We start from the raw sequence: 17,123 nt of genomic DNA, 5'->3' as shown, positions 1-17,123 counted from the left end.
TCACGCGGGGCGGATTCCGGTCTGTTGGGGTATTGTGTGCAATGCGATTGAAAATAATCGGCTCGGCGGCTGGCGGCGGGTTTCCCCAATGGAATTGCAATTATCAATTGAGCCGCCGCGCATGGAACGGCGATGAAAACGTGCGTTCCCGCACGCAGTCCAGTCTTGCCGTCAGCTCGAATGGAACGGACTGGGTTCTCTTCAATGCGTCGCCTGATATTCGTCAGCAGATCGCGGCAACACCGGAACTTCAGCCACAGGAGAACGGGCGCTTGCGCTCGACGCCGATACGCGCAGTGGTCCTGACCAATGCCGATGTCGATCACATTGCCGGATTGCTCAGCTTGCGCGAGCGCGAGCCATTCGTGATTTATGCGACGCGGCGTGTTCTCGATGTGCTTGAGGCCAATTCCATTTTCAACGTGCTTGATCGGGCGCTTGTTGACCGGCGCGAACTGACGGCCGGCGGACGAACCGATATTCTTGACGTCGCAAAAATCCCAACAGGAATTTCGGTTGAAGCCTTTGCTGTACCCGGCAAGGTGGCACTGTTTCTTGAGGATCACAGCAAAGCGGGTGAAGGTTTCGGTACGCAGGAAGGCGACACGATCGGCCTTTGCATTTCCTCAAGGGGCAGCGAACGGGCAGCATTCTACGTCCCGGGTTGTGCCCGCATCGATGCGGTACTCACGTCGAGATTGCAGCGGGCCGATTGCCTGCTCTTTGATGGCACTCTGTACACCGACGACGAAATGGTTGCGGCAGGCGTCGGTTCAAAGACCGGCGCGCGGATGGGGCATGTTTCCATTTCAGGTGAAAACGGGTCGCTGGCTGCTCTGGCAGAACTTGGCATCGGCAACAGGATTTACGTTCACATCAACAACACCAATCCCGTCCTTGACGCCGCATCGGCCGAGCACGCCGCGGTTGTCGCGGCCGGCTGGGAAATAGCATTCGATGGCATGGAGGTCAGACTTTGAGCGAATTTGGCGATGCGGCACGTGGTGGGTTATCTCCGGCCCAGCTTGAAAACGTTCTGCGTGACGTGGGTGCTGCGCGCTATCACAACCGGCATCCGTTCCACCACCAGATGACGAGTGGCGCTCTGAGCAAGGGCCAGATGCAGGCCTGGGCTCTCAATCGTTATGCCTACCAATCGGTCATTCCGCGCAAGGATGCTGCCATCATCATGCGGTCGGACGATCCAACGTTCCGCGCCGAATGGCGCAAACGGATTGAAGACCATGATGGCGGCGACGGCTGGAGCGGTGGTATTGCACGCTGGCTGAAGCTCGCAACGGGTCTCGGACTTGATGCCGGTATGGTCAAAAGTGAGAAATTCGTGCTGCCGGGTACACGTTTTGCCGTGGGTGCCTATCTGTCATACTGCACAAACCGGACAATGCTCGAAGCCGTCGCGTCATCGCTGACGGAGCTGTTCTCGCCCGTCATCATTGGCGAGCGCGTTCCGGCGATGCTGGCGAAATATGACTATATCACCGCGGACATTCTCGCCTATTTCGACAAACGTCCGGCGCTTGCATCGCGCGATTCCGATTTTGCACTCGCCTATGTGATGAAACATGCCGACAATGCCGAGAAGCAGCAGTCGGTGATCGACGCGCTTGTCTTCAAATGCGATATCCTCTGGGCGATGCTGGATGCGTTGGCGCATGCTTATGGTGAGAAGGGCAATATCCCGCCCGGTGCCTTTGTTCCGGAGGCAATATGACAGCAGCTGTCCGCTCACGCGCTATCGTATCGATGCAGTCGCGGCCTGTTTTGAAGCGTCATGTGCGGCTGCAATATGATGGTGTGCGTGAAGCTTGGGCGCTGCTGTCGCCGGAAAAAATATTCTGGCCGAACGAAGTCAGTCTCGACATTTTGCGACTGTGCAATGGCCGGCACAATGTGGCACAGATGATTGCGCTTCTTGCCGATCAGTACGCCGCGGAGCAGGAAGAAATCGCACCTGACATCAGCGCCTTTCTGCAGGAGTGGTCCGACAAGTTCCTGGTGTCGCTATGATGAGCCCTGTGCTTCCTCCGATTGGCATGCTGGCGGAGCTGACCCACCGCTGCCCCTTGCAATGTGCCTACTGCTCCAACCCGGTTGAATTGCTCAAGGCCAACCGCGAGATGGATACGGTCAGCTGGCTTGCCCTGTTCGACCAGGCAGCGGATCTCGGAGTCCTCCAGGTGCATCTGTCTGGCGGCGAACCGACGCTGCGCACCGATCTTGCCGAACTCGTCGCCGGTCTGGCCAAACGCGGTGTTTACACCAATCTGATCACGGCCGGGGTCGGGATTGCCGAGGGGCGTATCGAGGCCCTCGCTGATGCCGGGCTCGATCATATCCAACTGAGTTTTCAGGGCGCCTTTGCTGCCACGACCGAGAAGATCGGCAACGCTCGCGGCGCGCACGAAAAGAAGCTCGAAACGGCCCGTCGCGTTCGCGCTGCCGGTCTTCCACTGACCATCAATGCCCCCATACACCGCCATAACATGGAAGAGGTGCCGGATTTCATTGACCTGGCGCTTGAGCTTGGCGCGGAACGGCTCGAGATTGCCAACGTGCAATATGCGGGCTGGGCACTTGTCAATCGCAAGGTTCTGATGCCCGAGCGGGAAGCTGTCGAACGGCAGGTGCAGATCGTTGAGGAAGCACAGGAGCGGCTTCGCGGTATCATGACGATTGACTTCGTCACACCCGATTATTTCGCTGTATATCCCAAGCCGTGCATGGGGGGATGGGCGCGGGATGCCTTCATGGTTGCACCGGATGGAACAGTATTGCCGTGCCACGCGGCCGCATCGATCAAATCGCTGCATTTCGAACGCTTCGGCGCGTGGAGCCTCAGTCGCATCTGGCATGAATCCCCGGCGTTCAATGCGTTTCGCGGGACAGACTGGATGCAGGAGCCGTGCCGCAGCTGCGAACGGCAGGAAATAGATTGGGGCGGCTGCCGCTGTCAGGCCATGGCAATCGCGGGGGATGCCGCCGCGACTGACCCCGCCTGCATCAAATCACCGTTGCACGCGCGGATGGCCGCGCTGATCGACGAAGCCGTGACAGCAAAATCCCCGGACGCGGCAGCAGATGGCTTCATCTATCGCCGTATTGGCAAGACTGCCGGGCCTGTTGCCTGAAGGCTATTGCTTGAGCATGGATTGGCTGATGGTCTTGGACAGGCTGTAAAGCCTCTGTTCGATGATTGTCGGCACCTCACAGACATAGGTCAGGGACTGCACGCGTTCTTGGAATATCCGCGTTTCCCAGGTCAACCGCTCATTGGCCCGGTCCAGATCATCCGGGTCTGTATCAGGTTTGCCTCGCATGGCATCGACCCTGGCAGCTTCCGTGCGCAGATCATTTGCCATTTCGCGCTGTTTGCCGGCATAGCGTGAAATACCGGAGATGACCTGTATCCGCTCGCGGTTCAGGGTGTCAAACAGACCCTGGAACAGCAGCAACATCTTGTCATTCACCTGATCCCTCGGCAGGCCATTGGCAAATTCGACGATTCTGGTCTGAGCTGTATCGAGCGGATTGCGGCGCGCCGCCAAATCATCGACCAGAGCATGGATTGCAGCATCGTTGTCCCAGCCCTTCGCGGAGTCGGGAATATCGGGGCCATTCCAAACCTGACCAACAGATAATTCGGGCACCTTGCGCTGCACGCAGGGCCAGCTCGGATCATTCTGCGCCGCGCCAAAAGACCCTCCGGCCGAAGCGGTGCAGATGAGAAGACTGGTTGCGATAATGCGACAGTGTCTCAATTGTTTCCTCCCTCTTGTTTCTTGATGACGAGGCCTCTCGAGGGATCATAGGCGATGATAGCGCCGGCAATGAACACGAGAGTGAATCCGCAGACGACGGCAAGAGACATCCATTCGATCTTCCCATAGAAGGCGAACCGCACCAGTTCGACGGCATAGGTAAAGGGATTGAGCAGGCATATCTTGTAAAGCAGGGGACTGGCCTCCTGCACGCGCCAGAGCGGATAAAGCGCGGAGGAGGCGAAATACATCGGAAAGATCACGAAGTTCATGATCCCCGCAAAGTTTTCCAACTGTTTGATCATGGATGAGAGCAGCATGCCGAGCGCACCCAGCATCATACCTGCGATGAAGAGCGCCGGCAGCGTCAAGACGTAGCCGGACGCCGGCGCCTTGACGCCCCAGAACCAGGCGATGAACAGGAACGCATAGACTTGCACAATCGAGACCGCGACACCGGCGAGCAGCTTGGACATGAGCAGGAACCAGCGGGGAAACGGGCTGACCAGCAGGGTGCGCATATTGCCCATCTCCCTGTCATAGACCATGGACAGCGAGGACTGCATGCCGCTGAACAGCAGGATCATCCCGCATAGGCCCGGCGTGATATAGACCTCATAAAGTACGTAGGTTTGATAAGGCGGGATGATTGAGACGCCGAGAACCTGACGGAAGCCTGCTGCAAAAATGAACAGCCAGAGCAGGGGCCGGACAAGCGATGAAATGAAGCGCTCGCGTTGATGCAGATAGCGAAGCCCTTCCCGCACGAGAATACCCTTGAGGCACACCAGATATTGCATGGGGCCAAAGCGGTTGTGCCCACTGCTCCTGATGGAAATGTTGCCGGGGATATCGGTCATAGACGGCCTCCGGCATTCAAAGAGATGATACCGGTGAGGCGTGAGAACGCTTCGTTCATGGTGTCGGCGCCCGTATCCTTGATGACATCCTGCGTCGTGCCATTGGCGACCAGCTTACCCTGATTGAGGACAATGATCTGATCGGCGTGGCTGACCTCGTCGATCAGATGGGTGGCCCACAGGACGCTGATACTCTTTTCCGCTACCAGCCTGCGAATATCGGCAAGGATTGTCGCCCGCGATTTGATATCAAGTCCGACGGTTGCCTCGTCCAGCAGCAACAGGGATGGCTGATGCAACAAGGCGCGAATGATTTCGACACGTCTGATCTGGCCGCCGGAAAGGCTGCGGGCTTTTTCATGCAACCGGTCGCTCATGTCGATTGATTGCATCAGCTCATGAATGCGCCGATCGGTTTCGCGCGACCCGATCCCATGCAGAGAAGCGTGATAGGCCAGATTCTGGTGTATCGTCAGGTCGAGATCGAGTGTGCGGGCCTGAAAGACAATTCCCAGGCGCCGCAATGCTTCGCCGGATCTGCGATCGATGTCGTTGCCGAAGACGTGGATGCGGCCATTGCGGGTGGCAAAAAGATGGCTGATCAGGGAAAACAGCGTCGTCTTGCCCGCACCGTTCAAACCCAGGAGCACGGCAAAACGACCGGGCGCAATTGAGAACGAGATATTGTCCAGCGCCTGTCGCCTGCCATAGGCATAACTGACTGCGGCAAGTTCCAGCGCCGGCACACTCGCATCCGTTGCCGGCTTGTCATGAACAGTTTTCAACTCAACATCCGGACCCATCAAGCTCCACCCTTGGTTACCCGCTGCAGTTGCCGCGCTCGCTGATGTTAGCGCTTATTTGATGGTAATTGTCCCCTTCATTCCTTTCTCAGCAAGATCAGGCACCGACCAGGTGTATTTGCCTGGACGTACTGTGGTGAATTGAACACTCATTGTACCCGGGGAGTCGAATTCAAGCCAGGCGGGAGCGCCGTTCATATGCACTTCGAGGTTGTTGATGACGATTTGATTCATCCAGACATTGCGGAAGAGGTCGGTGACGAATTTATACTCCAGCCCTGCGGCCGACGTAATCTTCCAGCGATAGCCTTGTCCGGCCACCAGCTCAAAATCCTTTTGGTTGACCGTGAAGTCGCTGTCTTTTGAGCCAAGGATGAGTTCCGGCAGGTTCTTGCTGGAGCGGGTGACCGCAGGTGTCTTGGCTTCGGTCGCGGCCTTTGGCTCAGCTGCTGCTTTGTCGTCGTCGTCATCTGCCTGTGCCAAGGCGAAGGATGGGGCAAGCGCCAGTCCAAGAAATCCCGCCAGTGCAAATCTTTTGAAAGTCGACATATGGTTCCTCCCTTTGGTCGATGATCTTGTCTAGTTCGGCGCGACCGCAACACCCCACGGCAACTGGCCCACGGTGACCGACTTGATCGGCTCATCCGTCGCGGTGTCGATGAATGTAATATCGTTGGACAGGCCGTTGGTGCTGATGATGGTTTTGCCGTCCGGCATGAAAGCAAGCTGCCAGACCCGCTGCCCCACCAGAACATATTTTTCCACCTCGTAAGTCTCGGCATTGATGACGGCAACCCGGTTGGCGGGGCCAAGTGCCACATAGGCTTTCTTGCCGTCTGCGCTGATGCGTATACCGACCGGCTGGATCTGTTCTGAGCGCAACCCCTGAATGTCGAAGGTAATCTTGTGCTTTACCGCGCGTGTCTTGTTGTCAATGACAGAGACGGTGCCACCAATCTCTGCCGATACCCACACTTCCGAACCGTCTGGCTTGAATTGGGCGTAACGCGGGCGCGAATCGACAAGCACATTATCGGTGATCTCGTGCGTGGATGTGTCGATGAAATGCGCCATGTTGGTCGTTTCCGACGTATTGACGATGGTCTTGCCATCGGGGCTCACGCCCATGCCCTCCGGCTCCACGCCAACAGGGATTTCCGCAACGACTGCCCGTGTTTCCACATTGATGACGGTGACGAGATTATCGTTCTCATTGGCCACATAAAGCGTCTTGCCATCAGGGGACAGGATGAAAAGTTCGGGATCCGGACCGGAAGGCAAAGTACCGACAATCTTGCCGGTGCTCGTATCAATCATTTGCACGGTGTCGTCATCACTGGCACAGACATAGACTATTTTCCCGTCCGGCGAGATCGTGATGCCGCGCGGGCGTTGCCCGACTTCGATGGTCTTCACCACTTCCATTGATGTGGAATCAACGACGGTAATCGAATTGCCCTTCTCATTGGAAACATAAACCATGTTTGCCCAGCCGGGTTGCGCAAGAAACGGCAGCGCTGCGGCCGCAGCAAGTAGGCACATGTGATGTCGCATCCAGTCCTCCCATCGGTTTATCGTTTATTTGAGCCTGCATTTGGTTTCTGGCCTGTCGACACCCAGCGTATCCAGCTCCGAGAACTGGTGCAGGAATCCCGCTTGCGGTGATGTCGAAACGACGCCGTGTCCGTCGCCAATCAGGATCGGCTGCCGCAATTGCCAGTTCCAATTGCGGAAGGTGAGCTTCTGGCCCTTGAAAGCCGCGATGGAGAATTCATCGGATTTGATGTAATCCTCGACCTGTTTGGTCTCGGCGCTCTTTGTCCGGGTGATTGCTTCGCCCAGGATGCGCACGGCGGTCCATGCCTGCATGTCTTTCGACAGCATGCGCCGTCCGGCCATCTTGACGAAACGGCTCTGGATCTGAACGCCGCCCCATTGTTCGCTTGCGGGATGCCAGCTCGAGGCTACGAGGCCAGCGGTTCCCACCACCGGCCGTGGCGTCCATGTCCTGTAGGGAACATAGCTGCCAAAGACTTCACTTTCATCAGCAACAATGAGGACGTCATGTTCGGGCAGGTTTTGTGTGAAAACCGGCATCTGCTGCTGCACAAGGACGACGCCACTGTCGGTCCTGCGTGCCGTGCCCCGGTCTTCGTACAGGCGTTCTTCAACAATTGTTGCGCCAAAGCGGCTCGCAGCACGCCGGATGGCGTCAGCATAAAGCTTGTCATTCTCGTGGGAGCCGTAGAGCAGTACCCATTTGCGCCATTGTTTCCAGACAAGATATTGCGCCAGCCCGTCTGCAAGCATGCTGCGGGTCGGTGCCGTATGAAAGACATTCGGACGGCATTCCTCCTCGCGCAAAATGTCATCGGTCGCGCCAATGTTGAAAAGCAGCACACCTGCATCCTTTGCGATATCCGCTATGGACAACAATTGCTTGGCGGAAACATCCGCAAGGACGAAGCGATCGCCGCGCGCAACCATCTCCTTGAACGCCGGAATCACATCGGCGTTGAATTTTGTTTCCGTGACATCGAGCGTGAATTGCTGGCCGAGAAACTTGCCTGTCGTGTTGTTGTCGCTAATCGCGACGTTCGCACCGGCGACACCTTCATCGCGCGGCGGTATATCCAGAACCGAAAGGGCCAATTGCGGTTCGTAGGCGCGAAGATAGCCGATGCGTGCGTCTACCCCAGGCTTTGCTGATTGATTTGCTGCCGGCTGCTGCGCCGATAACTCAGACACGTTGACGAACAGCAAAAAAAAGCCGAATAAAAACGTGAGAGTAATTGGCACCGTACTCTTCATGACCAAACCATTCATACTGCCGCCATTCAAGTAATGGCGGTGGGTTAAGAACAGAGGTGCCCATAGTGTTTTTAAACAACCCCACCACAATCTCAACCCTTCAGGTCAGCTTTTCTTGCATGCGAGGCAAAGTTTCTCGTTTTCATGCGGGGGCAAGCCAATGACGAAGATGTTGGCCAGTGTGCAGAACCGTCAGGAAGCCGAAATTGTCTTTCAAAGCGGAGCAGATATCATCGATATGAAAGATCCGGCCAACGGTGCACTTGGCGCGGTTGACCTGAGCAAGGTCCTGGAAGTGAAGGGCTTTTTATCAGGCAGGCGGCCCATCAGTGCAGCGTGCGGCGACCTTCCCATGCATCCGGAAACGCTCAGGCGGACGGTGAAAGAGTTTGCGGCAGCGGGTCTCGACTATATCAAGATAGGTTTGTTTCCGTCCGGGCAGTTTGATGCTTGCGTGACGGCGCTGTGGCCTCTCGCTTTACACAATAAATTGATTGCCGTTGTCTTTGCCGACAACTGGAGCGATTACGGTGAAAACCTGTTTGAAACCTTGGCGGCCAGCGGATTTCATGGCGTGATGATCGACACCGCCGACAAGTCCAAGGGCCGCTTGCTCAATCATCTGTCTCCGGACCAGATCGGTAAGTTCATCGGGAATGGACAATCGAATGGATTGATGGTCGGCGTCGCGGGATCGCTCGAAGCACCGGATATCTCGCGGCTGTTAACTTACAATCCCGATTTTATGGGGTTTCGCGGAGCGCTCTGCGCTGACCTCGACCGCAAGGCGTCCATTGATGCGCTGGCAACGGTGAAGATTCGTGGTCTGATTCCCGAAGTGCTTGAGCAGGGAATGCCTGCAAGCGTCGATTACAAACTGCTTGCTGCACGGGGCTATTTTCCTGAACCGGAAGAGGCGGGACTGGGCACCGACAAGATTTTCGTTCGTGATTTTGTTTTGCCTGTGCATATCGGTGCCTATCGTTTCGAACATGGGAAATCCCAGAAGGTACGGTTTGACGTGACGGCCGAGGTTTTGCGTGTCACGCGCAATCCTGAGGATATGCGGCACGTGGTTTCCTACGACCTCATCATGGACGGTATTCGCGCCATCGTTGCCGAGGGCCATGTTGAACTAGCCGAGACATTGGCAGAACAGGTGGCCGCACTGGTGCTTCGAAATCCACGGGTGACACGGGTCTCGGTCCGCGCGGAAAAACTCGAAATTGGACCCGGCGGTGTCGGTGTCGAGATCGAGCGTACGCGCGATGTGAAAAATTCCGCCAAGCTGCGGTTTGCACAGGTGCATGGGGGACGGAAGTCCTCATGAAGGCGCTTGTCGTGAAGCTTGGAGGAAGCACGGCGGGCCATGTGGAAATGCGGCGCTGGATCGACGCGCTGGCAAGCGCAACGTTCCCGCTGGTGATTGTTCCAGGCGGCGGCCCTTTTGCCGATCAGGTGCGGGTTTCGCAAAAACGTCTTGGCTATTCGGACGAAGCAGCCCATGCGATGGCAATCCTTGCGATGGATCAGTTTGGCATTGCTGTTGCTGAACGTCATGAACGTTTCCAAACGGCACGGTCCATCGTGGAAATCGCTAACGCACTTGCAGCGGGGTTCATACCCGTTTGGCTGCCATCTGTGATGACAGCCGGAGCACCGGACATTCCCATGTCATGGGATATCACCTCGGATAGTTTGAGCGCGTGGCTTGCCGGACAATTGCAAGCCGACGCAGTGCTGCTCATCAAACAGACCGATGAACACCAATACTATTCATCGGTAGAAGACATTGCCGCTGCGGGTATCGTCGACAGTATGCTTCGGGACATGCTTGGAGACGGGATGACCCTTCATATTGCCGGACCGGCGATGCTGGACGCATTGGATTTACCCTTGGCAGACTTTCCGGGACGCGTGATGATGCGCAACAGCTATTTCGAAGCAACGGGTGAGCAATGACACGACTGCATACGCCGCGATGGGCTTGGGCGCTGACCGGCTCCGGCCATTTCTTCGTGGAGAGTTTCGAGCTCATAAGAACACTCGAACATTGTGATGTGTTCGTCTCCAAGGCCGCCAATGAAGTCTTGCGCATGTATAAGGTGAAGCTCGATTTCCCCGAGACGACGCGGGTCTTGCATGACAAGACCGCAAGTTCCGTGCCGGTTGGCGGCTTCTATAACGGGGTCTATCATACGGCAATTATTGCACCGGCGACGTCGAATACCGTCGCCAAATGCGTTGCCGGCATTTCAGATTCCCTTCCGACCAATGTTTATGCACAGGCCGGCAAATGTCGGGTGCCGTCCATTGTCTTTGCCTGTGATACGGCACCTGAACTTGAAACAATGGCACCCGGCGGCATGGTCAAGGTTTATCCCAGGCCAATCGATCTTGAAAACACGGCACGCCTCAAGACCTATGAGCGGACCGAGGTCGTCGAGTCGCTGGCAGAGTTGAAGGCAGCCATTGCGCGCCGTGCCAAAGAGGTTGCTTGATATGGCGGAGCATCTCCTGTTCCTGACCGGGCATTTGGCCCGCTCACGGCTGGAGCGCATCCTTGCCGGCCTCAACGATCCGGCGTTCACCTATGAAATCGTTGACATCGGCGTGAAGGTTGCGGCGCTTATGAGCGAGGAGATTATCACGCGTCGATTGAAAATGCCTGTGGCCGCCGACCGCATCATTCTGCCCGGGCGATATCGCGGCGATCTTGATCGCCTGAACCAGCGCTTTGGCGTTCCCTTCGTTCGAGGTCCCGATGAGGTTGCCGATCTGCCTGTCTTCCTCGGGCGGGTGGGCAAGCCCGTTGATCTCTCCAGGCACAATATGCGTATCTTTGCAGAAATCGTCGATGCGTCGGCATTGTCGCTGGAGGCGTTGGTGCAGCGCGCTTTGAAACTTGCCGCTGCCGGCGCCGATGTCATCGATCTGGGGTGCCTGCCTGAAACGCCCTTTCCGCATCTTGCCGACGCCATTCGCCGTTTAAAGGCGCAAGGTCTTTCCGTCAGCGTGGATTCAGCCAACCCAGGGGAGCTTGAAACCGGCGCCACGGCCGGCGCGGATTATCTTCTCAGTCTGACCGAGGAAACCGTTGATCTGGCGGTAAGATACGGCGTCACGCCGATCCTTATTCCTTCGATTGCCGGCGATCTCGATTCGCTTGGCCGTGCGATTCACAAGGCACGGACAGCCAAGATTTCTTTCATCGCTGATCCGGTTCTCGATCCCATCCATTTCGGGTTTGCCGCTTCGCTTGGCCGGTTCATGGAGGCGCGCCGCCGCTGGCCAGATATTCCGATGATGATGGGTACGGGCAATCTGACCGAACTCACCGATGCGGATTCCTCCGGTGTAACGGCGTTGCTCTCGGGCATCTGCTCGGAACTATCGATAGACAATGTTCTGGTCGTCAATGTCAGCCCCCACACGGTCCGCACGGTCGAGGAGCATGATCACGCCCGCCGCATGATGTTTGCAGCCAAACAGGATCATGCCCTGCCGCGCGGCTATGATGCGGGCCTGTTGCAGATTCATGATCGCAAACCCTATCCAAACAGCGTTGAGGATATCGCTGCGCTGGCCACCAATGTGCGGGATGGCAATTTCCGCATTATGACCGCGCCGGATGGTATCCATGTTTTCAACGCCAGCGGTCACGCGACTGCGCAGGATGCATTTGAACTTTTCCCAGGCCTCGACGTTGAATCGGATGGCGCTCATGCGTTTTATCTGGGAGCGGAACTGACCAAGGCTGAAATAGCCTGGAAACTGGGCAAGCGTTACACGCAGGACGAACCACTCTCCTGGGGAGTGGGTGCGCCGGAAGTGCAGGCGGATCGTCTCAGGTTAAAGGAAGCGGGCCACACGTTGCGAGCGAAGAAGGATAGGGCGACTTGACCTATATCAGGGAAACCATCGTCACCACGGTCGATGCCGCCGGTATTGTTCACATTGCACCGCTCGGCATCATCGAGCAGGATCATGGTTGGATCATCGCTCCGTTTCGTCCTTCGAAGACGCTGGAGAACCTGGCGGCGGTTCCCTTCGCCATTGCCAACTATACCGACGATATGCTGGTGTTTGCCGGTTGTTTGACTGGACGCAAGGACTGGCCCACCGTTGCCGTCCCGAATTGTCCGGTTCCGCGTCTCCAATCGGCGCTGAGCCATTCCGTACTCGAGGTGGTGTCTGTCGATGATGACGGGCTCCGACCGCGTCATTTCTGCAAAGTGGTTTCCGAAGCGATGCACGCCCCTTTCACCGGGCTCAACCGTGCCAAGGCTGCGGTGCTTGAACTGGCTATTCTGGTCAGCCGGCTGCACATGCTGCCGCAAGAAAAGATCGAGGCGGAAATTGACTATCTTACGATCGCAATTGACAAGACTGCCGGACCGGATGAACTGCTGGCCTGGTCATGGCTGCTGCAGCGGGTAAAAGAATATCAGGCGATGGCCGATTCCAAAGGCAAGAGCGCGGCCCATCCTTCCGGCACAGCCTAAATTATCCCTGCAAGTGCATCGAGGCGAGCAGCGCGACTGCCGCTGCTGGCGCAGCTTTGCTGGCATCATCGCGCGCAGCTGACGCTGCAGGTATTAGCGTTCCGAAATCGACATAGGGCCGATCCATGCGCTTTGCGAGTTGCCTGATCTGCGGTCTGCCAATACCGGCACCGACAATCGGTGCATCGGCGGCTGACGCAAGATCGCGTGACACGCGAATTGCGCCATCATGGATCATTCGCAACTGATGCTCGCTGAACCACCGGGCAATATCGATCCATTCAGCCTCTTTAAGGTCACTGCTATCGCGTCCGACCATGCGCGCCAGTCTCTGGATCGATCCGGCGAGCGTTTTCGGCTGGCGGTCGGCAGATGGATATTTATCGTCAGCTTCATCCAGCGTGCCGAGAATGCGGCCGAGATCGGCGGTGTTGGCGAAATATTCGTTCATGAGCGGGGTCATATGTCCTCCTACCGGAACAAGCGCCGCGATGCCGATCAACGCCGAGCGGGCAAACCCCGTATAGACCAGCTCACCGGTCAACAGTCGCTCCGCATCGGAATATCCGCGGTGGATCAGGTCGCCGTTCATGAAGGCAAGAATATCCGTCGTTGTTGACCCCATGTCGACAAAAAGACCGGTATCGGCCAGCTTTGCGCTCAGTGATGCCGTTGCGTGCCAATTGGCCGAGGCGATATCGCCTCCCAGACCATGGGCTGTGGCAATGTCGCAGAAACCTCCTCGACCCGCATAGATGAGCGTGTTGTCGTCGCCGAATTTTTCTCCGATGAAATCGAGGAGGCTGGCAACTCCCGCATCGCGTGACGTGAAAGTATCCGAGAGTTCTCCGGTCATGGTGAATACATTGAAGGTGCCGTCTGCCTGCAAAGGCCCCAGTTCACGCAGAGCCTCGCGCACCTGATCGACACCAAGCCAAAGCGGTGTCTTGAAGATTTTTGCCGAGACAATCTCGCCATTTCGGCATTGGGCCATCTTGAGATGGGCGCCACCCACATCCCAACCGGTGATCAGGGGCTTTCCTTTGCTGGCAAATCGGGATTTCATGGCTGTATCATTCCTTGGATTCTGCTCGTGCATATCATTCCGGTACTCGACATAAAAGATGGTCTCGTTGTCCGTGCTCACATGGGCAATCGCGCGGCCTATCGGCCCATCGAAACGCCACTCAGCCCAACGGCCGATATCCTCGATGTCGCGCAAGGTCTACGCCAGCTCTACCCCTTTCCTGCGTTTTACGTCGCTGAGCTGGATGCCATACAGCAAGGTCTTGCCCCCCGTACGCTGGAGCGTCTGAAGCCATTGGTTGCCGTGGCTGATGTCTGGCTGGATGCCGGCTTTGCGAGCCTGCACCAATTGGAGGGCGTCTTGACAATGGACGGGGTCTGGCCGGTCTTGGGTTCGGAGTCCCAGACGGATACCTCTGTGCTTGGGCATTTGAGCGGAAATCCGCGACTTGTTCTCTCCCTGGATTTTCGTGGGGATGAGTTTGTTGGACCTTCCGAGCTTTTCGAGAATGCGGATCTTTGGCCTTCCCGGGTTATCGTGATGACGCTTCGCCGCGTTGGCAGCAGTTCGGGGCCGGATTTCGAACGATTGACCGAGATCAAGCGCCGCGCCGGTGATCGCGCCGTCATTGCGGCTGGGGGCATTCGACATGCCGCCGATCTTGAACAACTGGAAGCGCTCGGCATTTCAGCAGCACTTGTGGCGACCTCTCTGCACAACGGCTCCCTTGCCCCGGAGACGATCTCGTCGTTGATGAGCGGAAACGAGTCCGGGACGGGGTGAACAAGGGGAATGATTGCTCTTCCCCTTGTCCGGGTTCAGAAGCCCAAACTTTTTGCCAACCGGCGCAACAGGCCATCCGGTGCAACAGAGGGCATGCTCTGTGCGAGGTTGTCTCTTGTCTAAGCGCTGAAGGGGTGTTTCACGGAATCGCGCTGTGCGGTCGCTTCGGCGGCAGTCGGCTTGCCCGTTACTGCGCGCTCAAGAGCTTCCTTGGTTGCACGATAATTGAAGTCCTGAATCTTGGCATCGTCTTCAGCCTCCCAATGGATGAAAACGCCGACGCAGATAAACAGATCGTCTGCTTCATCTGCCGGAATCGTGCCGTCCGCAACGCTGTCCTGGACCGCTTTAGCCACCGCATGCTGTGCCGGGCCAAACATCTGGACTGCCTGTTTGGCTCCCTTGATGGTAACCTTGTTGAACAGAATGGTGTTTGGCTTGCACGCCAAATTCGGCGCGATGACTGCAAGCAGGGACGTGAAGCCATCCTTGTTGTTCGTCAATGCATTGCAGAATGCTGTTTCAACTGCACTGCCGCGCGGTCCGATCAGGAGATCGATATGCGCAACTTCGTTCCCATCGCCTACAAGCGACTCGCCAACCATAACCTTATTGATTTTAGCCACAGCCAAATTCCTCCCTAAACTGTTTCCAAGTGGTTTGTCCAAAGACGCCGTACCTCGAGACACGACTCTCGATGGACAGCTATCCTTGTTCACAGCACCCTCAGAACGGGGTCGGTTGGCCAGATAGCAGCGGACAAAATCCGCTGGAGAAATTCAAGCATTTACCTCGCCATTATGCAAGAGCCAGATAAGTCTGGATGCAAAAAGGGTTGCAACTGTAAGATCAGCCGAGGTGCCTGGATTGATATCTTGAGCTTTAAGTTGAGCATCGAAAGCAAGGAGCAGTTTTTCTCGCTCGCGGCCATCTTGCATCTCCATCGTTCGTGCAAGGATTTTCTCTGCGGCCAGCCGCGTTTCCTCGGCAATTGGCATGCCGTGTTTGCGGATAATATGGCTATCGGGGAAATTCGAGAGAAAATACAGGTAAACGAATACGCTCGGCCACATCCCAGGTTCATTGTGGGCGATGGCTGCGCCATGAGCTGACAAACCGCCGGTGAAGATGTCTGAAAAGTTGGTCACATATTGCCGGGCAATCATGTCCCGCTCGGATGCAGCGCGCATGGCTTCCAGAAGCGGCACATCCGGTTCATTGGCAACATCATGCTCTGGTGCGGATCCGAGGCCGCCTGGCTGCGCCAATGTGATTGCCGCGAATACGTCACGTGCATCGTTCATGTCGAGTTGGGCGAGTGTCGCGGCGAGGCTGAGCTGCAGGTCTGATGTCCGATTGGCTGCTGCCCGGGCAAGCGGAGCGCACAGGAGAAGAATGCCCAGATTCGTATTGGTCTGAACCTTCAGTCGCGTCGCGGCAACGGCGGCAAGAATCCGTTGGCCGACAGAATTGGCGGGATCGCTCAGCGGGCCCGATGAGACCTGGGCGCTGTCGAAAAACTGCTGTGCATTCATGCGATGGCCATCCGCGAAAACATGCACGTTGCCTGGTTTCAGTGCTTCGATCTCCTGATAGCAGGCATCGATATAGGCGCGGCGGATATGTTCGCGTGTCAGGCTCACGCTGCAGGCCTCTCACCGATGTCAGGTTCAATCCGGGTGACAAGTGCGCCGGCAATACAGTCTGCAATGCGGACCGGCACGACCGATTGAAGCCCGGACCAGGCCGGCATGCTGTTGACTTCAAGAACAAGAAGTTTGCCGTCAGCCGCAGGAATGATGTCGATCCCGGCAAAATCCGTGCCGATAGCGGCCGACGCGGCGAGCGCAAGTTCTTCCAGCTTGTTCCTCAACGGGCCAATGACCGGCTCCGCCTTCGCGCCCTTGGCAATATTGGTGATCCATCCTTCGGCCTGGCGTGCCATCATACCCAGCACTTCGCCCGCGCAGGTGAAGACCCGGTAATCGCAGTAGGGTGGTCCTGGCCGCGCCACGAAACGCTGCAAATAATAAACATTGTCCATTTCCTCCGGCGGAGGCAGATCCTCAATGTTGCGGATCAGCCTGATCCCCCGGCCTTGTGAACCGAAAAGCGGTTTGAGCACCAGTGGTCCGTGGGTCAGTTCCCGCTCGGCAATGGTTCTGGCATTCTCCAGACTTTCGACCGCAAAGGTTTCCGGTGTCGGCAACCCCGCCTGTGCGAGGAAGAATGTCGTCGTGGACTTGTCGACGCAGCGCTCGATCGCCTTGGCAGAATTCCAAACGGGAATGCCAAGATGAGCAAGGGCGTGCAGTATCCCGAGACGGCGCGTGATCGCCTCGAATGTCCCCGATGAAATCGACCGCACGATCACGGCGGCGGGTAAGGCGCCGTTCATGCGCGGGACGGCAATCCCGGAGGGGTACCGGGTGTCAAAACCGATATCTGCCAGCGGCAATGTCTGAACATTGAAGCCACGCGATCGCAGTGCGGTACGCAGTTGTTTTACCTGACCGTCGGGCCGGTCGGAAAGGATCAGTATTGTTTCTGTCATC

General features: G+C 56.9%; 20 protein-coding genes. 10 read left to right on the top strand and 10 right to left on the bottom strand.

Annotated features, from left to right (window positions below; all coding sequences use genetic code 11):
• Positions 1-41 precede the first annotated feature (41 nt).
• From pqqB to pqqE, 4 genes are read left to right on the top strand one after another with little or no spacing between them, the layout of a single operon-like run.
• Entirely contained in the window at positions 42-980 is a 939-nt protein-coding gene (gene pqqB, locus ACTJJ7_RS06495) for a pyrroloquinoline quinone biosynthesis protein PqqB (protein WP_440966108.1), read from the top strand.
• Positions 977-1,732 (top strand): pyrroloquinoline-quinone synthase PqqC, encoded by a 756-nt coding sequence (gene pqqC / locus ACTJJ7_RS06490; protein WP_440966106.1) that lies wholly within the window; start codon positions 977-979, stop codon positions 1,730-1,732. The genes pqqB and pqqC overlap by 4 nt, the downstream gene beginning before the upstream one ends.
• Positions 1,729-2,028: a pyrroloquinoline quinone biosynthesis peptide chaperone PqqD gene (gene pqqD, locus ACTJJ7_RS06485; RefSeq protein WP_440966104.1), complete on the top strand. Its 300-nt coding sequence runs from the start codon at positions 1,729-1,731 to the stop codon at positions 2,026-2,028. Before pqqC ends, pqqD begins: the two co-directional genes overlap by 4 nt.
• On the top strand, positions 2,025-3,149 hold the full coding sequence (gene pqqE / locus ACTJJ7_RS06480; RefSeq protein ID WP_440966102.1) for a pyrroloquinoline quinone biosynthesis protein PqqE: 1,125 nt from the start codon (positions 2,025-2,027) through the stop codon (positions 3,147-3,149). Before pqqD ends, pqqE begins: the two co-directional genes overlap by 4 nt.
• A gap of 3 nt (positions 3,150-3,152) precedes the next feature.
• Here the strand turns inward: pqqE and ACTJJ7_RS06475 are convergent, their stop codons facing one another.
• The 6 genes from ACTJJ7_RS06475 to ACTJJ7_RS06450 all read right to left on the bottom strand — a co-directional run bounded on the left by ACTJJ7_RS06475 (position 3,153) and on the right by ACTJJ7_RS06450 (position 8,253).
• Positions 3,153-3,779, bottom strand: coding sequence for a hypothetical protein (locus tag ACTJJ7_RS06475; RefSeq protein ID WP_105734844.1), 627 nt, complete (start codon positions 3,777-3,779; stop codon positions 3,153-3,155).
• The gene (locus ACTJJ7_RS06470) at positions 3,776-4,579 is read right to left on the bottom strand and encodes an ABC transporter permease (protein WP_440966284.1); all 804 of its coding nucleotides are present in this window, start codon (positions 4,577-4,579) and stop codon (positions 3,776-3,778) included. The genes ACTJJ7_RS06475 and ACTJJ7_RS06470 overlap by 4 nt, the downstream gene beginning before the upstream one ends.
• A gap of 56 nt (positions 4,580-4,635) precedes the next feature.
• Positions 4,636-5,424 (bottom strand): ATP-binding cassette domain-containing protein, encoded by a 789-nt coding sequence (locus tag ACTJJ7_RS06465; RefSeq protein ID WP_440966100.1) that lies wholly within the window; start codon positions 5,422-5,424, stop codon positions 4,636-4,638.
• A gap of 72 nt (positions 5,425-5,496) precedes the next feature.
• A complete protein-coding gene (locus ACTJJ7_RS06460) occupies positions 5,497-5,991 on the bottom strand; it encodes a hypothetical protein (RefSeq protein WP_440966098.1) in 495 nt (164 codons plus the stop codon).
• A 30-nt stretch (positions 5,992-6,021) separates the two neighbouring features.
• Complete coding sequence (locus tag ACTJJ7_RS06455; protein ID WP_105734848.1) at positions 6,022-6,984, bottom strand: YVTN family beta-propeller repeat protein; 963 nt, start codon at positions 6,982-6,984, stop codon at positions 6,022-6,024.
• Positions 6,985-7,020: 36 nt separating this feature from the next.
• Positions 7,021-8,253, bottom strand: coding sequence for an ABC transporter substrate-binding protein (locus ACTJJ7_RS06450; protein ID WP_440966282.1), 1,233 nt, complete (start codon positions 8,251-8,253; stop codon positions 7,021-7,023).
• 115 nt (positions 8,254-8,368) lie between these two features.
• Here ACTJJ7_RS06450 and ACTJJ7_RS06445 point away from each other — a divergent pair, with 115 nt between their 5' ends.
• Genes ACTJJ7_RS06445 through ACTJJ7_RS06425 form a run of 5 tightly spaced genes read left to right on the top strand, consistent with a single transcriptional unit; the run spans position 8,369 to position 12,758 of the window.
• Positions 8,369-9,583 carry a (5-formylfuran-3-yl)methyl phosphate synthase gene (locus ACTJJ7_RS06445; RefSeq protein ID WP_440966095.1) on the top strand — a complete coding sequence of 405 codons (1,215 nt, stop codon included), beginning with the start codon at positions 8,369-8,371 and terminating at the stop codon, positions 9,581-9,583.
• Positions 9,580-10,215, top strand: coding sequence for an amino acid kinase family protein (locus tag ACTJJ7_RS06440; protein WP_440966093.1), 636 nt, complete (start codon positions 9,580-9,582; stop codon positions 10,213-10,215). Before ACTJJ7_RS06445 ends, ACTJJ7_RS06440 begins: the two co-directional genes overlap by 4 nt.
• Complete coding sequence (locus tag ACTJJ7_RS06435) at positions 10,212-10,754, top strand: flavoprotein (protein ID WP_440966091.1); 543 nt, start codon at positions 10,212-10,214, stop codon at positions 10,752-10,754. The genes ACTJJ7_RS06440 and ACTJJ7_RS06435 overlap by 4 nt, the downstream gene beginning before the upstream one ends.
• Before the next feature lies 1 nt (position 10,755).
• Positions 10,756-12,156 carry a DUF6513 domain-containing protein gene (locus tag ACTJJ7_RS06430; protein WP_440966089.1) on the top strand — a complete coding sequence of 467 codons (1,401 nt, stop codon included), beginning with the start codon at positions 10,756-10,758 and terminating at the stop codon, positions 12,154-12,156.
• Positions 12,153-12,758 carry a DUF447 domain-containing protein gene (locus ACTJJ7_RS06425; RefSeq protein ID WP_440966087.1) on the top strand — a complete coding sequence of 202 codons (606 nt, stop codon included), beginning with the start codon at positions 12,153-12,155 and terminating at the stop codon, positions 12,756-12,758. The genes ACTJJ7_RS06430 and ACTJJ7_RS06425 overlap by 4 nt, the downstream gene beginning before the upstream one ends.
• 1 nt (position 12,759) lies before the next feature.
• On the opposite strand, the gene ACTJJ7_RS06420 is transcribed toward ACTJJ7_RS06425, so the two are convergent.
• On the bottom strand, positions 12,760-13,824 hold the full coding sequence (locus ACTJJ7_RS06420) for a hydantoinase/oxoprolinase family protein (RefSeq protein WP_440966085.1): 1,065 nt from the start codon (positions 13,822-13,824) through the stop codon (positions 12,760-12,762).
• A 27-nt stretch (positions 13,825-13,851) separates the two neighbouring features.
• Here ACTJJ7_RS06420 and ACTJJ7_RS06415 point away from each other — a divergent pair, with 27 nt between their 5' ends.
• Positions 13,852-14,568 carry a HisA/HisF-related TIM barrel protein gene (locus tag ACTJJ7_RS06415; RefSeq protein ID WP_440966083.1) on the top strand — a complete coding sequence of 239 codons (717 nt, stop codon included), beginning with the start codon at positions 13,852-13,854 and terminating at the stop codon, positions 14,566-14,568.
• Positions 14,569-14,687: 119 nt separating this feature from the next.
• On the opposite strand, the gene fae is transcribed toward ACTJJ7_RS06415, so the two are convergent.
• The 3 genes from fae to ACTJJ7_RS06400 form a co-directional block, all read right to left on the bottom strand.
• Positions 14,688-15,194, bottom strand: a complete 507-nt coding sequence (gene fae / locus ACTJJ7_RS06410; protein WP_105734854.1) for a formaldehyde-activating enzyme — start codon at positions 15,192-15,194, stop codon at positions 14,688-14,690.
• Positions 15,195-15,347: 153 nt separating this feature from the next.
• Entirely contained in the window at positions 15,348-16,211 is an 864-nt protein-coding gene (locus ACTJJ7_RS06405) for a triphosphoribosyl-dephospho-CoA synthase (RefSeq protein ID WP_440966081.1), read from the bottom strand.
• Positions 16,208-17,122: an ATP-grasp domain-containing protein gene (locus ACTJJ7_RS06400; protein WP_130272465.1), complete on the bottom strand. Its 915-nt coding sequence runs from the start codon at positions 17,120-17,122 to the stop codon at positions 16,208-16,210. Before ACTJJ7_RS06400 ends, ACTJJ7_RS06405 begins: the two co-directional genes overlap by 4 nt.
• Position 17,123 lies beyond the last annotated feature (1 nt).

Source organism: Phyllobacterium sp. 22229, from assembly GCF_052056495.1.
Taxonomy (GTDB): domain Bacteria; phylum Pseudomonadota; class Alphaproteobacteria; order Rhizobiales; family Rhizobiaceae; genus Phyllobacterium; species Phyllobacterium myrsinacearum.
The sequence above is the reverse complement of the archived record's forward strand: the minus strand, read 5'-3'. Positions and strand labels throughout refer to the sequence as shown.